This is a genomic window from Micromonospora sp. NPDC023956 (genome assembly GCF_040639195.1).
Taxonomy (GTDB): Bacteria; Actinomycetota; Actinomycetes; order Mycobacteriales; family Micromonosporaceae; genus Micromonospora.
Genome location: NZ_JBEZZN010000017.1, coordinates 49,796 through 65,244 on the forward strand (window position 1 = coordinate 49,796; position 15,449 = coordinate 65,244).

At 73.3% G+C, this 15,449-nt stretch carries 18 protein-coding genes, 1 pseudogene and 1 riboswitch; of the genes and pseudogenes, 4 read left to right on the plus strand and 15 right to left on the minus strand.

What is annotated here, in order from left to right:
- Nucleotides 1-17: 17 nt before the first annotated feature.
- Nucleotides 18-746 (minus strand): TIGR03943 family protein, encoded by a 729-nt coding sequence (locus tag AB0F58_RS25665; RefSeq protein ID WP_357147864.1) that lies wholly within the window; start codon nt 744-746, stop codon nt 18-20.
- Nucleotides 747-1,679 carry a permease gene (locus tag AB0F58_RS25670; RefSeq protein ID WP_357148075.1) on the minus strand — a complete coding sequence of 311 codons (933 nt, stop codon included), beginning with the start codon at nt 1,677-1,679 and terminating at the stop codon, nt 747-749.
- A 354-nt stretch (nt 1,680-2,033) separates the two neighbouring features.
- A riboswitch (TPP riboswitch) is annotated at nt 2,034-2,141 on the plus strand.
- A gap of 74 nt (nt 2,142-2,215) precedes the next feature.
- Here AB0F58_RS25670 and AB0F58_RS25675 point away from each other — a divergent pair.
- Genes AB0F58_RS25675 through AB0F58_RS25685 form a run of 3 tightly spaced genes read left to right on the plus strand, consistent with a single transcriptional unit; the run spans nt 2,216 to nt 5,052 of the window.
- Nucleotides 2,216-2,806 (plus strand): ECF transporter S component, encoded by a 591-nt coding sequence (locus AB0F58_RS25675; protein WP_357147867.1) that lies wholly within the window; start codon nt 2,216-2,218, stop codon nt 2,804-2,806.
- Nucleotides 2,807-2,809: 3 nt separating this feature from the next.
- Nucleotides 2,810-4,255 carry an ABC transporter ATP-binding protein gene (locus tag AB0F58_RS25680; RefSeq protein WP_357147870.1) on the plus strand — a complete coding sequence of 482 codons (1,446 nt, stop codon included), beginning with the start codon at nt 2,810-2,812 and terminating at the stop codon, nt 4,253-4,255.
- On the plus strand, nt 4,252-5,052 hold the full coding sequence (locus AB0F58_RS25685) for an energy-coupling factor transporter transmembrane component T (protein WP_357147873.1): 801 nt from the start codon (nt 4,252-4,254) through the stop codon (nt 5,050-5,052). The genes AB0F58_RS25680 and AB0F58_RS25685 overlap by 4 nt, the downstream gene beginning before the upstream one ends.
- A gap of 36 nt (nt 5,053-5,088) precedes the next feature.
- Here the strand turns inward: AB0F58_RS25685 and AB0F58_RS25690 are convergent.
- The 3 genes and pseudogenes from AB0F58_RS25690 to AB0F58_RS25700 all read right to left on the minus strand — a co-directional run.
- Nucleotides 5,089-5,238, minus strand: a pseudogene (locus AB0F58_RS25690) (DUF6886 family protein); the annotation flags it as partial.
- Complete coding sequence (locus tag AB0F58_RS25695) at nt 5,220-5,948, minus strand: hypothetical protein (RefSeq protein ID WP_357147875.1); 729 nt, start codon at nt 5,946-5,948, stop codon at nt 5,220-5,222. The pseudogene AB0F58_RS25690 and the gene AB0F58_RS25695, both read right to left, overlap by 19 nt.
- Before the next feature lie 213 nt (nt 5,949-6,161).
- Nucleotides 6,162-6,395 carry a hypothetical protein gene (locus tag AB0F58_RS25700; RefSeq protein WP_357147878.1) on the minus strand — a complete coding sequence of 78 codons (234 nt, stop codon included), beginning with the start codon at nt 6,393-6,395 and terminating at the stop codon, nt 6,162-6,164.
- A 255-nt stretch (nt 6,396-6,650) separates the two neighbouring features.
- On the opposite strand from AB0F58_RS25700, the gene AB0F58_RS25705 reads away from it, so the two are divergent.
- The gene (locus tag AB0F58_RS25705) at nt 6,651-6,947 is read left to right on the plus strand and encodes an MTH1187 family thiamine-binding protein (protein WP_357147881.1); all 297 of its coding nucleotides are present in this window, start codon (nt 6,651-6,653) and stop codon (nt 6,945-6,947) included.
- Between the two features lie 166 nt (nt 6,948-7,113).
- Here the strand turns inward: AB0F58_RS25705 and AB0F58_RS25710 are convergent, their stop codons facing one another.
- From AB0F58_RS25710 to AB0F58_RS25755, 10 genes are all read right to left on the minus strand, one after another.
- Nucleotides 7,114-7,260 (minus strand): hypothetical protein, encoded by a 147-nt coding sequence (locus AB0F58_RS25710; RefSeq protein ID WP_357147884.1) that lies wholly within the window; start codon nt 7,258-7,260, stop codon nt 7,114-7,116.
- A gap of 180 nt (nt 7,261-7,440) precedes the next feature.
- Nucleotides 7,441-7,626 carry a hypothetical protein gene (locus AB0F58_RS25715; protein ID WP_357147887.1) on the minus strand — a complete coding sequence of 62 codons (186 nt, stop codon included), beginning with the start codon at nt 7,624-7,626 and terminating at the stop codon, nt 7,441-7,443.
- Between the two features lie 114 nt (nt 7,627-7,740).
- Complete coding sequence (locus AB0F58_RS25720) at nt 7,741-8,550, minus strand: isoprenyl transferase (protein ID WP_357148078.1); 810 nt, start codon at nt 8,548-8,550, stop codon at nt 7,741-7,743.
- A 28-nt stretch (nt 8,551-8,578) separates the two neighbouring features.
- Nucleotides 8,579-9,400 carry a DNA repair protein RecO gene (gene recO, locus AB0F58_RS25725; protein WP_357147890.1) on the minus strand — a complete coding sequence of 274 codons (822 nt, stop codon included), beginning with the start codon at nt 9,398-9,400 and terminating at the stop codon, nt 8,579-8,581.
- Nucleotides 9,401-9,457: 57 nt separating this feature from the next.
- Nucleotides 9,458-10,657: an acyltransferase gene (locus AB0F58_RS25730; RefSeq protein WP_357147893.1), complete on the minus strand. Its 1,200-nt coding sequence runs from the start codon at nt 10,655-10,657 to the stop codon at nt 9,458-9,460.
- A gap of 329 nt (nt 10,658-10,986) precedes the next feature.
- Entirely contained in the window at nt 10,987-11,895 is a 909-nt protein-coding gene (gene era / locus AB0F58_RS25735; protein ID WP_357148081.1) for a GTPase Era, read from the minus strand.
- Nucleotides 11,896-11,978: 83 nt separating this feature from the next.
- Nucleotides 11,979-12,353: a cytidine deaminase gene (locus AB0F58_RS25740; RefSeq protein WP_357147896.1), complete on the minus strand. Its 375-nt coding sequence runs from the start codon at nt 12,351-12,353 to the stop codon at nt 11,979-11,981.
- Complete coding sequence (locus AB0F58_RS25745; RefSeq protein ID WP_357147898.1) at nt 12,346-13,743, minus strand: hemolysin family protein; 1,398 nt, start codon at nt 13,741-13,743, stop codon at nt 12,346-12,348. Before AB0F58_RS25745 ends, AB0F58_RS25740 begins: the two co-directional genes overlap by 8 nt.
- Complete coding sequence (gene ybeY / locus AB0F58_RS25750; protein WP_357147901.1) at nt 13,743-14,216, minus strand: rRNA maturation RNase YbeY; 474 nt, start codon at nt 14,214-14,216, stop codon at nt 13,743-13,745. Before ybeY ends, AB0F58_RS25745 begins: the two co-directional genes overlap by 1 nt.
- 14 nt (nt 14,217-14,230) lie before the next feature.
- Nucleotides 14,231-15,292, minus strand: coding sequence for a PhoH family protein (locus AB0F58_RS25755; protein ID WP_357147904.1), 1,062 nt, complete (start codon nt 15,290-15,292; stop codon nt 14,231-14,233).
- Nucleotides 15,293-15,449 lie beyond the last annotated feature (157 nt).

Below are 15,449 nucleotides of genomic sequence, written 5' to 3' on the forward strand. Positions count from 1 at the left end.
GACATCGCCGCGACCGCTCACTCGTACTGCTGTTTCGGGGTCGGCACCTGACGCCACGACTCGACCTCCAGGTACGGCACCTCCGCGTCGTTGACCGGGTCCCGGCCGATCCGGTCGGTGTAGCGACCGGTCACCTCGACCCAGGTGTCGTCGGCCAGGCCGGCGGGGACGTCACCGGTCAGGCCGAGCTTCACCGGGCGGCCGTCGGCGGCGCAGCAGGACAGGATCATGCGGGCCAGGATCGGCTGCCCGTCCGGGCCGGTGACGACGAATCCGGTCAGCTGGACCCGCCGGTCCCCGATGGATCGTCCCTGCTCGAACAGCGCCCGGGAGGCGTAGTCCAGCACGGTGATCCGGACCGGGTCCCCCTCGGGCAGTGGCGGGTAGTCGGAGGTCGTCCGGTCGGACAGCACCGTCCCGGCCTGTCCGGCCGCGTACGAACCGAGGGCCGGCGGGACGATCAGCAGCAGGCCGAGTACCGGCAGGATGAGCAGCCAGCCGACCCGCGCACCGTGGTGGCCGTGGTCGTGCCCGTGGTCGTCGGGCGGCTCCGGGGCGTCCGGCGCGACGGGGCGCAGCTCGTACCAGAGGGTCATCGCGGCGGTGGCCACCAGCAGCAGTCCGGCGGCGACCAGGAAGGGACGCAGCCCCTCCTTGACGTAGCGCAGGTGCAGGTCGGTGAGGCTGGCCCGCAGCACCGCTCCCCCGAGCAGCAGCAGGACGACCGCCTGGGCCTGCCGGTTCACTCAGACCACCACCGTTCCCACGCCGACGGCCACCAGTACGGCGACCACGAAGGTCGTCGGGGCGAACCGGGACGCGAACCGCCGGCCGAAGGCTCCGACCTGCATCGAGACGAGTTTCAGGTCCACCATCGGACCGACCACCAGGAAGACCAGCCGGGAGGTCAACGAGAACTGGGACAGCGACGCGGCGACGAAGGCGTCCGCCTCCGAACAGATGGAGAGCAGGACGGCCAGCACCGCCAGGGCCAGCACCGAGAGCACCGGGTCGTCGGCCAGGGTCTGCAACCAGCGCTCCGGCACCAGCACGTTGATGCTGGCGGCGGCCATCGCGCCGAGCACCAGGAACCCGCCGGCGTGGATCACGTCGTGGCGTACCGCCGACCAGAACGCCGCGCCCCGGCCCAGTCCGTCCAGGTCCGGACGGTGCGGCAGCCGGATCCAGTCGGCCCGGCCCAGCCGCAGCCAGAGCCAACCCATGATCATGGCGACGACCAGACTGGCCAGCCCCCGGCCGAGGACCATCTCCGGGTTGTCGGGGAAGGCGACCGCGGTGGCGGTGAGCACGATCGGGTTGATCGCCGGGGCGGCGAGCAGGAAGGCCAACGCGGCGGCCGGGGTGACACCCCGGCGGATCAGCGACCCGGCGATCGGGACCGAGCCGCACTCGCACCCGGGCAGGACCACCCCGGCGGCGCTGGCCACCGGCACGGCGAGCGCGGGGTGCCGGGGCAGCGCCCGGGCCCAGAAGGAGCGCGGCACGAAGACCGCGATCACCGCCGAGAGGAGCACCCCGAACACCAGGAACGGCATCGCCTGCACCATCACCGAGACGAAGACGGTGGTCCAGGTCTGGAGGCGGGGCGCGGAGATCGCGGTGCCGATCGGCCCCCGGAAGACCACCAGCAGGACCAGGACGCCGGCCAGGACCTCCACCGAGCCGACCCGCCCGCCGAGCCACCGGCCCGGTCCACCCTGCTCCGGTCCGCCGAGGACCGGTGCGTGGCGTTCCGGTCCGTCGGGCGTCGGTGCCCCCTCGGGTACGCCGGGCACGACCACGTCCAGCGCCGGCGTCGGGCCGGACCGGACGGCCTCGTCGGCGGCACCGGCGGCGTCGGGTCGACCGGGACGCGGGGTGGCCTGGTCGGCAGAGGTCACGGTGGTCCCTCCGGGTCGACGGGTGCGGGGAGCAGCTCACCCTAACCCGGACAGTGACATGGCCGACTCTCTCCGCAGGACGTACCCCTGGGTTCCGGGGCGTCTCGGTGCTAGCGTCTGCCCAGACAACTTCACCTCCGACAGGGGAGCGCACAGCGCTGAGAGTGCGGGCACCGTGCCCGCAGACCCTCGAACCTGATCTGGGTAATGCCAGCGCAGGGAGCTCGGTCATCCTCCAGCCCGTCGTCGTCCGGTGCCACCGGTCGCACGGCGTGCGTCTTGCCTGGTTCGTACCTGGACTGGGAGCAGTACACATGAGCAAGCTCGACAACCCCCGCTGGCGCACCATCGACATCGTGGTCGCCTCGGTGATCGCGGTGGCCTTCGGCGTCATCTTCTGGGCCTGGGGCCTGGTGTGGAGCGCCACCTCCGGCGCGTTCGCCTTCTTCCCACCGGCGCAGACCCTCCTCTACGGGGTCTGGCTGATGCCGGCCGTGGTCGGTGGCCTGGTGATCCGCAAGCCCGGCGCGGCCCTGTACTGCGAGACCGTGGCGGCGGTGCTCTCCGCGCTGCTGGGCAGCCAGTGGGCCGGCACGGTCATCCCGCAGGGCATCGTCCAGGGTCTCGGCGCGGAGCTGGCCTTCGCCGCGTTCCGGTACCGCTCGTTCCGGCTGCCGACCGCGCTGCTCGCCGGGGCGCTGACCGGCGTCGGCGCGGCGCTGTTCGACTTCTTCGTCTGGAACGCCAAGTACGACCTGACCAGCTACCGCATCCCGTACGCGCTGCTCACCGTGGTCAGCGCGGCGGTCGTCGCCGGTGCCGGCGGACACGCCCTGACCACCGCCCTGGCCCACACCGGAGCCCTGGCCCACCTGCCCGCCGCCCGCGACCGCACCCCCGTCTGACCGGTGGGTGGGGTCGCCGTTCGGGTACGCGGCTTCGGGTGGCGGCACGCGGGCCGCAAGGCGTGGGCCGTCCGGGACGTCGACCTGCGCATCGAGGCCGGCGAGCGGGTGCTGCTGCTCGGCGCCTCGGGCGCGGGCAAGAGCACCCTGCTGGCCGCGCTGGCCGGGCTGCTGCCGGAGGACTCCGGCGAGCGGGCCGGCGTGGTCGAGGTCGACGGGCTTCCGCCGGCCGAGGCACGGGACCGGGTGGGCATGGTCTTCCAGGACCCGGAGAGCCAGCTGGTGATGGCCCGCTGCGGCGACGACGTGGCGTTCGGGCTGGAGAACCGGGGCGTGCCGGCGGAGGAGATCTGGCCCCGGGTGGACGAGGCGCTGGCCAGGGTCGGCTTCCCGTACCCGCGCGACCGGTCGACCGCGGCGCTCTCCGGTGGGGAACAGCAGCGGCTCGCCCTGGCCGGCGCGCTCGCGCTGCGGCCCGGACTGCTGCTGCTGGACGAGCCGACCGCCAACCTCGACCCGGCCGGGGCGGCCCTGGTCCGGCGCGCGGTCGCCGACGCGCTGGACGCGGACACCACGCTGGTCCTGGTCGAGCACCGGGTCGCCGAGGCCCTGCCCCTGGTCGACCGGGTGGTCGTGCTCGCCGCCGGTGGGGGTGTCCGGGCGGACGGGCCGCCCGAGCGGGTCTTCGCCGAGCACGGTGCCGCGCTCGCCGACGACGGAGTCTGGGTGCCGGACCACCCCGTGCCGCCCCGCCGGGCGGTCGCGCCCGCCGGAGAGGTGCTGCTCACCGCCGACCGGCTCGGCCTGCCACCCCGGCTCGCCCCCACCGACCTGGCGGTACGCGCCGGCGAGGCGCTCGCCGTCCTGGGCCCGAACGGCGCCGGCAAGTCCACCCTGGCGCTGCTCCTCGGTGGGTTGCTCCGACCGGGCACCGGCCGGTTGACCGCCAGCGGAGAACTGGCCGACGCCGACCGGCGCACTCCTCCGCACCGCTGGCGCGCACCCGCCCTGGCCCGGCGGATCGGCTCGGTCTTCCAGGACCCGGAACACCAGTTCGTCACCGGTACGGTCTTCGACGAGCTGGCCCTCGGACCGCGCCGCACCGGCCGACCGGAGGCGTCCGTCCGCGCCGTCGTGGACGAGCTGTTGACCCGGCTACGGCTGGAGCGGCTGGCCGGGGCGAACCCGTACACCCTCTCCGGCGGGGAGGCGCGGCGGCTGAGCGTGGCGACCGCCCTGGCCACCGCGCCCCGCCTGCTCGTCTGCGACGAGCCCACCTTCGGGCAGGACCGGCGCACCTGGTCGGAGCTGGTCGACCTGTTCGCCGGGCTGCGCGACGCCGGGCACGGCCTGGTGACGGTCACCCACGACGCGGACTTCGTCGACGCCCTCGCCGACCGCCGGGTGATCCTGGACCGGGCCCGTGCGAGCGGGGAGGCGACGTCGTGATCAGCCTGGAACCGGTCGCCGACCCGGCCGCGCCGCTGGCCCGGCGCAACCCGGTGGCGAAGCTCGCGGCGGCGCTGCTCTTCTCGTTCACCCTGGTCGCCACCCTCGACCCGGTCGCCCCGGCCATCGCCATCGCCATCGAACTCGCGGTGCTGCCGCTGTTCGGGGTCCGGTACGCGGTACTCGCCCGGCGGGCCTGGCCGCTGCTGCTCGGCGCGGTCGGCATCGTGGTCACCCTGGTGCTCTTCGCCGCCGAGCGGGAGGGACGGGTGCTCGTCGAGGCCGGTCCGGTGTTGGTCACCTCGGGGGTGCTGGTCACCGCGCTCGGGCTGGTGCTGCGGATGCTCGCGGTGGCGTTGCCCGGCGTGATCGTCTTCGCCACCACCGACCCGACCGACCTGGCCGACGCGCTGATCCAGAACGCCAAGGCCCCGCCCCGGTTCGCCATCGGCGCGCTGGCCGCGTTCCGGCTGGTACCGATACTCGGCCAGGAGTGGCAGATGATCAGCCTGGCCCGGCGGGCCCGGGGCGTGGACGCCGGCCGTAACCCGCTGGCGAAGCTCCGGCTCTTCGTCTCCACCGCCTTCGGGCTGCTGGTCGGAGCGATCCGACGGGGCACCCGGCTGGCCGTGGCGATGGACGCGCGCGGCTTCGACGCCGGCACCCCGCGCACGGTCGCCCGCCGGCAACGGTTCACCGTCGCGGACGGGCTGCTGGTGGTGGGGGCGGCCGTGCTGGCCGGCGGGGCGCTGGCGGTCAGCGTCGCGCTCGGCACCTTCCGCCCGCTGATCGGCTGACCCGCCCCGTCCGCCCCGCCCCGCGCGACTCGTCGCACGTACCCAGGCCATCGCGCGGGGACAGTGTCGGGGGAACCAGTAGTCGGGAGCCCGGTCGTGGTCGCATCCGCCCGTGTCTACACCAGGAGCGGGAAAGGCTCCACCGGTTACCCGGTCCGTCGCCGAGTTCAGCGGTGCTGAACCCACAGGTTCTCCTCGACGTACACGCCTCGGTCCTGTTCCCGGTCGATCAGCACGAGGTTGAGCGCACCGGGAACCACGTACTCTCCGGTGACGGGAAACAGCATGTCCGCCCAGCTCTCCCATTCGGCGACCGTTCCTTCGACCACCATCGACCGTCGAGCTGGACAGAGCACGCGGGCTCCCATGCGTTGATGGGTGCGGATCCACGGATCGATCGAGAGTCCGTCCGGGCCGGTCCATCCGCCGTACTCGGCCATCGACACCATCGGGTAGCGGTGCTTCCACGTCGGCCGGAGCGGAGCGACCACATGCGTGAGGCCGGCGCTGCACGCTCGTCGCGTCAGTTCCTCGAGCACGACACCGGCCATGCCGCGTCTGTCGTGGGACGCGCCCACGGCGACCGCCATGAAACTCAGGCTCGTGGGCTCGATGCCGGCCTCTCTGCCGTCCACCGCACGGATCAACGCGTCGTCGTAGCCGGACGGCAGGTCGTCGACGCTGCCGTCCCAGGCCATCGGCACTCCCCAACCGCCAGCGACGACAGCGTCCCCGTCGAGCACGACGATGTCGTACTGGGCGAAGTACTCCCCGGCGCGGCCCAGGTACCGCTTCGGCACGTCGTCGTGGAACACGAACTCCGGCCAGCGTTCCCGGAAGACGACAGCCGCCGCCTCGTGCAGCTCGGGCCGATCGGCGCGCGTCACGATCTCCACGCCGGCAAGATAGCGGCGCGGCCAAGTGGGATGCAACGCCGTTCTTCCGGCAATCCAGGCACCCACCCTGGCCCGCCCTTCGCGCCTTCGGCGACTCGGGGGTGCCCGCGCACCGGAACACCCCCACATCGGCGAAACGAAGGGCGGGCCGGAGCGAAGCCGGCCGGACGGGGATGGCCGGGACGGTGATCGCCCCGGCCATCCCGGGACCGGTCAGCTGCGCCGGAAGGCGTACTGCCGGCCCTGGGCGGCGGACCGGCCGCGTCCGGCGACGAAGGCGGCGCCCCGCTGGGGCGGCCCGGCCGTCGGAGCCGGCGGCGGGGTGGAGCCGGTCGGCGGACTCACCGGGGCCACCTCGATCGTGTCCAGGTCCGGCGGGGTCACCTCCAGCAGGGACGGCTTCGGCGCGGACGGACGGTTCTTCTTCGGCTTACGCTTCGCGGGCATACGGTGCCTCCTTCGGCGAGGGACCGTCCGGGACAACCGGTACGGTCGGCGAGCGGGAATCGGGAGTGCACCGGGACGGCCGACCACGGGTGACGTCGCGACAGCGACGGAACAGGGGACGCGCACGCCCGGCGGCACGGTCCACGGCGATCGGCGGTGGACCCGGCTCGGCACAAGGGCGTCAGTAGCGCATGTCCTGGACGCTATCGGAGGTCCGCCTGGCGCGCACCCGAATTACCGGGGACGATCGGAAGCATGCTGATCGCGTTCTCGATCACCCCGCTCGGCGTCGGGGAGTCCGTCGGTGACCTGGTCGCCGAGGCGGTACGCGTGGTCCGGGAGTCCGGCCTGCCGAACCGTACCGATGCCATGTTCACCACCGTCGAGGGCGAGTGGGACGAGGTGATGGCGGTGGTGAAGCGGGCGGTCGACGTGGTCTCCGCGCAGGCGCCCCGGGTCAGCGTCGTGCTCAAGGCCGACGTGCGGCCGGGCGTGACGGACGCGCTGACCGGCAAGGTCGCCCACATCGAGGCCCGCCTCGCCGGAGGGTGAGGCGAACGGCCCCCCTGCCGCATCCGGCGCTGGACCGGGTGACCGCCCGCCACCGCTACGGGCTACCCCGGCGGGCGCAGGAAGCTCGTCACGACGCCCCGCCACCGCTACGGGCTACCCCGGCGGGCGCAGGAAGCTCGTCACGACGCCCCGCCACCGCTGCGGGCTACCCCGGCGGGCGCAGGAAGCTCGTCACGACGCTCCGCCACCGCTGCGGGCTGTCGAGGTGCACGTCGTGGCCGGCGTCGGGGATCTCGACCGCGGTGACCGTGGGATGCCGCCGCATCCGGGCGTACTCCTCGTCGTCCAGCACGCCACCGCCGGCCCGGACGAGGTGCCGTCGGCCGCCGTCAGCTCGATGACCACGGTACGGACGGTAGCCCGCCCCCGGTGCGGCGGTTGCCCTACGGCAGCCGTCACCGGTGCGTCCGCCCGGCCCGCTCCACCACCGTCGCGGCGCGGCGGTGCCGTGGAGGACGGCACCGCCGGCCGGTCACCAGAACCGGCGCCGCTTCGCCTTCTGCGGGCGGAGCAGGTCGGCTCCCTTGCTGAGCATCCGGCTGACGCCGGACGGGCCGCGCCGGGCCTCGATGCTGTGGCTGATGCGTCGTGCGCCGGCAGCCGCCAGCGGCACCGCGACCGCCATGACCGCCCACTGCCCGATCCGCTTCTGGATCATTGTCGGTACACCTCCCTGGATAGCTGCTGACCAGGCAGTACCCAGGAGGCGCCGCCGGTAAGCACGGGCGCGGCGGGTGGCCGGCTCAGGCGAGCGGGGCGGCCGGCGGACGGGTCAGGCGAGCGGGGCCGGTGGGGCGACCGGGTTGGGCAGCGCGCCGCCGAACCGCCGGTCGCGCTGGGCGTACAGCTCGCAGGCGTACCAGAGGTGGCGACGGTCGAAGTCCGGCCAGAGGGTGTCCAGGAAGACCAGCTCGGCGTACGCGCTCTGCCAGAGCAGGAAGTTGGAGATCCGCTCCTCGCCGGAGGGACGCAGGAAGAGGTCCACCTCGGGGACCTCCGGGTGGTAGAGGTACTTCGCGACGGTCTTCTCGGTGACCTTCGCCGGGTCCAGCTTGCCGGCGGCGGCGTCCCGGGCGATCGCGGCGGCGGCGTCGGCGATCTCGGCCTGGCCGCCGTAGTTGACGCAGAACTGGAGGGTCAGCGTGGAGTTGTCCTTCGACATCTCCTCGGCGGTCTGCAACTCGCCGATCACGCTCTTCCAGAGCCGACCGGCCCGCCCCGACCAGACCACCCGGACGCCCAGGTCGACGAGCTGGTCCCGACGACGCCGGATGACGTCCCGGTTGAAGCCCATCAGGAAGCGGACCTCGTCCGGGGAACGTCGCCAGTTCTCGGTGGAGAACGCGTACGCCGAGAGGTAGGGGATGCCCAGCTCGATCGCGCCCTCGACGGTGTCGAAGAGGGAGAACTCGCCCGCCTCGTGGCCCCTGGTGCGGGGCAGCCCCCGCTCCTTGGCCCACCGACCGTTGCCGTCCATCACCACCGCGACGTGTTTCGGCAGCGCCTCGGCGGGCAGTGCCGGCGGCCGGGCCCCGGACGGGTGCGGCGTCGGCGGCGTCGGCGTGCGCCGGCCCGTCCTCATCGATCGGATCACTCGGTACTCCCCCTGCTCACACCCGCTCCACCGGCCCGTCGCTGCCGCGCGACCCGACCGGGCCGGTCGTCGGGGTGCCCCGGTCGACCAGCGGCAGCGAGCGTAACGCGCGTTCCAGGTGCCACTGGAGGTGCGCCGCGACGAGTCCACTGCACTCCCGGCGTACGGCGGTGGGGGTGGCGTCGGCGACCATCCAGTCGCCGGTGGTCAGTGCGGACATCAGGTCGACGGTGGCGGGGGCGGGGTGGGCCGCGCCGGGTGGGCGGCAGTCCGGGCAGACACACCCCCCGGCCGGTACGGAGAACGCCCGGTGCCGACCGGGCGTTCCGCAGACCGCGCAGGCGACCAGCGCGGGCGCCCAGCCGGCCAGCGTCATCCCGCGCAGCAGGTACGCGTCGAGCACCAGGGTGGTGTCGTGGTCGGCACGGGCCAGCGACTTCAGCGCGCCCAGGGTGAGCTGGAAGAGCCGCAGCGAGGGCTCCCGTTCGACCGGGGTGAGCCGCTCGGCGGTCTCGGCGATCGCGCTGGCCGCCGTGTAGCGGGGGTAGTCACCGAGGAACCGCTTGCCGTACAGGTCGATTCCCTCGACCTGGCTGACGGTGTGCAGCGAGCTGCCCTGGTTGCCCTTCGGGTCCCCGGCGAGCTGGACGTCGACGTGGCCGAACGGCTCCAGTCGGGCGCCGAAGCGGGAGGTGGTGCGGCGGACCCCCCGGGCCACCGCGCGCAGTCGGCCGTGCCGGCGGGTGAGCAGGGTGATGATCCGGTCCGACTCGCCGAGCTTCTGGACGCGCAGCACCACCGCGTCGTCGCGGTAGAGCTGTCGGCGGTACCCGGCCACCGGACCATTCTCCCCGCCGGCCGCAGTCCCCCGTGATCCGGGTGGCGCCCGGTCGGCTCACCGGACCGAGGCGGCCTCGGCCGGGGAGACCGCCTCCGCGTCGGGTCCGACCCGCATCCCGCCGGCGGAACCGGAACGGGTCACGGCACCGGCGGTGGGGCGGGGGCGGGGCACGGCGCCCGGTCCGGGCCCGGCACCGGGCCCGCCGGCGGCCGTCGGGGCGGCGTCGGCGGGTGGGGCCGACCCCGGGCGGGTACGTCGCCCGCCGGGCAGCAGTTCGGGCCGACGGCGGGCGGCGACGTCCTCGACCCAGCCGACCAGCGCGGTCACCACCCCGACCAGGAGGAAGACCAGCACCACCCGGATGGCGAGGCCGAGCAGGTCCTGGTGGGACCAGCCGACCACGTCCACCAGCGGGGTGAGCGCCACCACGAAGGGCATGTGCCAGAGGTAGACGGTCAGCGCCCGCCGGTTGAACACGGTCACCGCCCGGCCGAACAGGGCGTTGCGGTCTACCCAGGCCGCAGCGGAGGGGGCGAACCCGAGGGCGATCAGGACGAACGCCGCCGCCCAGAGAGCGTTGCCGATCCGGATGTCGTTGAGGTCGTAGCCGCGCGCTCCCGGGTGGGTGAGGACCCAGGCGCCGCCGGCGGTAGCCAGCAGTGCCGCGACGGCGACCAGCAGCCGTCGGGAGAGCCGGCGCAGCATGCCGTCGTGGTGGGCGAAGCCGAGCAGCCACGCGCCGAAGTAGAGGCCGAAGTCGCGCAGCACGACCGGCGCGCCGGGGAAGCCCAACTCGACCACGACCAGCAGCACGTACGGGGCGAGCAGGGTGGGCAGCGGGGCCCGCCGGAACAGCCAGAGCGCCGCCGGGGAGACGAGTACGAACCAGAGGTAGTCGCGTAGGTACCAGATCACGCTGAGGGCGAGGGCGCCCCAGCCGTTGACCGGCGGATCGGTGATCGGGAAGAGCCAGAGCAGCAGCCGCCAGTTCACCGACAGCCCACCGCTGATCGCCATGGCCGGTACGAAGATCGCCGCGACCACCCAGAGCGAGGGCAGCAGCCGGCGCAACCGTCGGCCGACCGCGGCGGGACCGGAGCGGTCGAGCGAGGCGGCCATCAGCGAGCCGGCCAGCGCGAACATCACCGACATGGCCGGGAAGACCAGGGTGAGCGTGGCCCACCCGGTGACGTGGTAGACCACGACTCGGATGATCGCAAGGAAGCGCAGCAGATCCAGGTATCGGTTTCGCATCAGCCTGCGTCTATGTCCGGGGGCAAGGACGGGTTCTCGTCCTACCCTCCGCACCGCTGGCGGGAAACGCCCGGCCTGGGCGATTGAAAGTGAGGAATCCCACAAAAGCCTCGAAGTGCGGTTCGGTCCCCAACCGCAGGCCGTAGTGCGGCCCCCGGCGCCCTGCCGCCCGGCGCCCTGCCGCCCGGCGCCCTGCCGCCTGCCGCCCGCCGCCTACCGCCCGCTGGCCGCCGACGATCGCCCCGCCGACCGTCGCCCCGGGCGGGGCGACCTGACAGCGGGGGCGGGCGGGGCCAGCCCGGCCCCGCCCGTCCGATGTCGGCCGTCGGTCAGAAACCGAGCCGGCGCAGCTGCTTCGGGTCGCGCTGCCAGTCCTTCGCCACCCGGACGTGCAGGTCGAGGTAGACCCGGGTGCCGAGCAGTTCCTCGATCTGCCGACGGGCCCGGGTGCCCACGTCCTTCAACCGGCTGCCCCGGTGGCCGATCACGATCGCCTTCTGGCTGGACCGCTCGACGTACACGTCGGCGTAGATCTTCATGACCTGGCCCTCGGGGATCATCTCCTCGACGATCACCGCGATCGAGTGGGGCAGTTCGTCCCGGACGCCCTCCAGGGCCGCCTCCCGGACCAGTTCGGCGACGAGCACCTGCTCGGGGTCGTCGGTGAGCATGTCGTCCGGGTAGAGCTGCGGCGAGGGCGGCAGGTAGCCGGTCATCACCTCGACCAGGGTGTCCACCTGGTGCCCGGAGACCGCGCTGACCGGCACCACGTCGGCGAACTCGCCCAGCTCACTGACCGCGAGCAACTGCTCGGCCAGCCGCCTCTTGTCGACCAGGTCGGTCTTGGTGACCACCGCGAGGACGGTCGCCTTCAGCTCGGCCAGCTCACCGGTGATGAAGCGGTCACCCCGCCCGACCGGCTCGTTCGCCGGGATGCAGAGGCCGATCACGTCGACCTCGCTCCAGGTGGACCGGACCAGGTCGTTGAGGCGTTCGCCGAGCAACGTCCGGGGACGGTGCAGGCCGGGCGTGTCCACCAGGACGAGCTGGGAGTCCGGCCGGTGCAGGACGGCCCGGATGACGTGCCGGGTGGTCTGCGGCTTGCTCGAGGTGATGGCGATCTTCTGCCCGACGATGGCGTTGGTCAGGGTCGACTTGCCGGCGTTCGGCCGCCCGACGAAACAGGCGAACCCCGCCCGGTAGGGCCGGTCACCGCCGACCGTCCCGCCGGAGCCCACGCCGCCAAAGCCCGCCCCGTCGCGTCGACCGGCGTCTTCACGGCGGCCGGCGTCCTCACGGCGGCCGGCGTCCTCACGGCGGGTCACTCGACCACCGTGCCGAGGACGGTGCCGTCCGGGGCCGCCAGGTGGATCGGCGCGTCCGTCGCGAGATCCCGTACGGCGGCGTGCCCGGCGGTGTCCAGGGTCGACGCCTCGGTCACCACCACCGCCGCCTCCAGGCGCGACGCGCCGGCCGCCGCCGCGGAGGCGACCGCCAACTGGAGAGCGGTGACGGCCAACGACGGCAGCGAGACGCTCGCGGCGGCGTACGTCCGGCCGTCCTGGTCGCGGACCGCCGCGCCCTCGACGGCACCGACCCGGCCCCGCGCCCCCCGGGCGAGGGTGACCAGCTTGGCGTCCTCGACGCTCAAGTCGGTCGGGGCGGGAACGGACGGTACGGCGGGTGACTCAGGCATCGGCGGGTTGCCTCTCCTCGGAACGGTTCGGGTGTCCTCCCCGGGGCTCGGCCTGCTCACCCCGCCCCGGGCTCTCCTGTTCGTCGGTCGGGCCGACCCGGCGCACCAGCACGGTGTCGATCCGGTTCCGCCGACCGGTGGTGCCCTCGGCGACCAGGTGCAGCCCGGCGACCTCCGCCTCCGCGCCCGGGATGGGTACCCGACCGAGCGCCTGGGCGAGCAGGCCACCGACGGTCTCCACCTCGTCGGCGGGAAGCTCCACGTCGAACAGTTCGCCCAGATTCTCCACCGGCAGCCGGGCGGTCACCCGCACCGCCCCCTTCTCCGGCAGGTGCTCCACCGGGGGGCGTTCGATGTCGTACTCGTCGGTGATCTCGCCGACGATCTCCTCGAGGATGTCCTCGATGGTGACCAGGCCGCCGGTGCCGCCGTACTCGTCGACGACGATCACCAGGTGGTTGCGGGCCGCCTGCATCTCGGAGAGCAGGTCGTCGACCGGCTTGGACTCGGGTACGAAGGTCGCCGGGCGCATCAGCTCGGCCACCGGCGTCCCCTCGGCGTCGGCTCCGCCGCCCTGGGTACGCCGGATGACGTCCTTGAGGTAGAGCACGCCGAGCACGTCGTCGACGTTCTCGCCGATCACCGGGATCCGGGAGAACCCGGAGCGCAGGAAGAGCACCAGGGCCTGACCGAGCGTCTTGCTCTCCTCGATCCACACCATCTCGGTACGCGGGACCATCACCTCACGGGCGATGGTGTCGCCGAGGGCGAAGACCGAGTGGATCATCTGGCGTTCGCCGTGCTCCACCACCCCGCGCTGCTCGGCCAGGTCGACCAGTTCGCGCAGCTCCACCTGGGTGGCGAAGGGCCCCTCCCGGAACCCCTTGCCGGGGGTGACCGCGTTGCCGATCAGGATGAGCAGCGAGGCGAGCGGGTTGAGCACCCGGCCCAGCCAGCGGACCAGCGGGGCGACCGTCCGGCCGACCGCGTAGGCGTGCTGGCGGCCGATCGTGCGCGGCCCGACGCCGACCACCACGAAGCTGATCACGGTCATCGCCCCGGCGGTGACCAGGGCGGCCCGCCAGCCCGCGCCGAAGGTGTCCACCGCGACCAGGGCCACCAGGGTGGTCGCGGTCAGCTCGGCCAGCAGTCGGAGCAGGAGCAGGAGGTTGAGGTGGCGGACCACGTCCGCGGCGACCACCTGGAGGGTACGCGCGCCGCGTACCCCGTCCCGGGCCAGTTCGGCGGCGCGGGCCGGGGAGATGGCGGCCAGCGCCGCCTCCGTCGCCGCGATGACGCCGGCGGCCACCACCAGGCCGGCGGCGAACATCAGCAGTTGCAGGTCGGGCAGGCCGGCGGTGGCGCCGGCGGCGAGTATCGGCGTGTCCATCACGTGGCTCGGGTCGACCGCCAACTGGCGAGCAGCCTCGCCTGGAGCCCGAACATCTCGCGCTCCTCCTCCGGTTCGGCGTGGTCGTACCCGAGCAGGTGCAGCACCCCGTGCACGGTGAGCAGGTGCAGCTCGTCGGCGGCGCTGTGCCCGGCGGTGGCCGCCTGCTTGGCCGCCACCTCCGGACAGAGCACGATGTCACCGAGCAGGGCCGGCTCGCCGGCCGGGCCGGTGCTCTCCCCCGGCCCGTGGTCGACGCTGCCCTCGTCCATGGGGAAGGCCAGCACGTCGGTCGGGCCGTCGCCGCCCATCCAGCGGTGGTTCAGCTCGGTCATGTAGTCGATGTCGACCAGGAGCACGGAGAGCTCGGCGAGGGGGTTGACCCCCATCTCGTCGAGGGCGTGCCGGGCGACGGCGAGTACGGCGTCGGTGTCGACCGGGACACCGGACTCGTTGGCGATCTCGATGGACACGTCTTTCCTCTGCTCTAGCGGCGGCGACCGGCGCGGCCGCCGCCCTGGGCGGCCCGGCCCGGCACCGCGTGCACGCTCTGTCCCTGCTGGTTCTCCCGCTCGGCGTCCCACCGGGCGTACGCGTCGACGATCTCCCCGACCAGCCGGTGACGGACCACGTCCGAGCTGGAGAGCTGGGCGAAGTGCACGTCCTCGACGTCGGTGAGGATCTCCCGGACGACGCGCAGACCGCTGCTCGTCCCGCCCGGCAGGTCGACCTGGGTGATGTCGCCGGTGACCACGATCTTGGAGCCGAAGCCCAGTCGGGTCAGGAACATCTTCATCTGCTCGGGCGTGGTGTTCTGCGCCTCGTCGAGGATGATGAAGGCGTCGTTCAGCGTCCGGCCGCGCATGTAGGCCAGCGGCGCGACCTCGATCGTGCCGGCCGCCATCAGCTTGGGGATGGACTCCGGGTCGAGCATGTCGTGCAGCGCGTCGTAGAGCGGGCGCAGGTACGGGTCGATCTTCTCGTTGAGGGTGCCGGGCAGGAAGCCCAGCCGCTCCCCCGCCTCGACCGCCGGCCGGGTGAGGATGATCCGGTTGACCTGCTTGGCCTGCAACGCCTGCACGGCCTTCGCCATCGCGAGGTAGGTCTTGCCGGTACCGGCGGGGCCGATGCCGAAGACGATGGTGTGCACGTCGATCGCGTCGACGTAGCGCTTCTGCCCCAGCGTCTTCGGACGGATGGTGCGCCCGCGCCGGGAGAGGATGTTCAGCGTCAGGACCTCGGCGGGCCGCTCCGTGCCGCCCTGCTCGAGCATGCCGACGGTACGCCGCACGGCGTCAGTGGTCAGTGTCTCGCCTTTCTCGATCAGTTCGAGCAGCTCACCGAAGAGGCGCTCGGCGAGGGCGTTGTCCGCGGGCGCACCGGTGATGGTGATCTCGTTGCCGCGGACGTGCACGTCACTGTCGACCGAACGCTCGACGAGGCGCAGGATCTCGTCGCCCGCGCCGAGGAGGTTGACCATGATCTTGGGATCGGAGACGGTGATCCTGGTCTGCGCCCGGGACGGGCCGGGAGGTGGGGTGCCGGTCATAGGTCGGGCCGTCGGGCCCTGCGCCACCTGCTCTCGCTCTCGGCGCCGGCCTGAGCTGGCTCGGCGTACGGACGTTACTCCCATGGTATCGGGTCGGTACCGGAGACACCCGGCCCATTTCCCTCGCCACCGCGGTGGGCGGCGCCAGAAGATCGCC

What these genes read in the sequence shown, in the direction of transcription:
- AB0F58_RS25705 (WP_357147881.1), top strand. Translation starts at nt 6,651, where the DNA reads ATGCTGATCGCGTTCTCGATCACCCCGCTCGGCGTCGGGGAGTCCGTC.
- AB0F58_RS25740 (WP_357147896.1), bottom strand. Translation starts at nt 12,353, where the DNA reads ATGCCTGAGTCACCCGCCGTACCGTCCGTTCCCGCCCCGACCGACTTG.
- AB0F58_RS25745 (WP_357147898.1), bottom strand. Translation starts at nt 13,743, where the DNA reads ATGGACACGCCGATACTCGCCGCCGGCGCCACCGCCGGCCTGCCCGAC.
- AB0F58_RS25755 (WP_357147904.1), bottom strand. Translation starts at nt 15,292, where the DNA reads ATGACCGGCACCCCACCTCCCGGCCCGTCCCGGGCGCAGACCAGGATC.
- AB0F58_RS25675 (WP_357147867.1), top strand. Translation starts at nt 2,216, where the DNA reads ATGAGCAAGCTCGACAACCCCCGCTGGCGCACCATCGACATCGTGGTC.
- AB0F58_RS25715 (WP_357147887.1), bottom strand. Translation starts at nt 7,626, where the DNA reads ATGATCCAGAAGCGGATCGGGCAGTGGGCGGTCATGGCGGTCGCGGTG.
- AB0F58_RS25730 (WP_357147893.1), bottom strand. Translation starts at nt 10,657, where the DNA reads ATGCGAAACCGATACCTGGATCTGCTGCGCTTCCTTGCGATCATCCGA.
- AB0F58_RS25720 (WP_357148078.1), bottom strand. Translation starts at nt 8,550, where the DNA reads ATGAGGACGGGCCGGCGCACGCCGACGCCGCCGACGCCGCACCCGTCC.
- AB0F58_RS25700 (WP_357147878.1), bottom strand. Translation starts at nt 6,395, where the DNA reads ATGCCCGCGAAGCGTAAGCCGAAGAAGAACCGTCCGTCCGCGCCGAAG.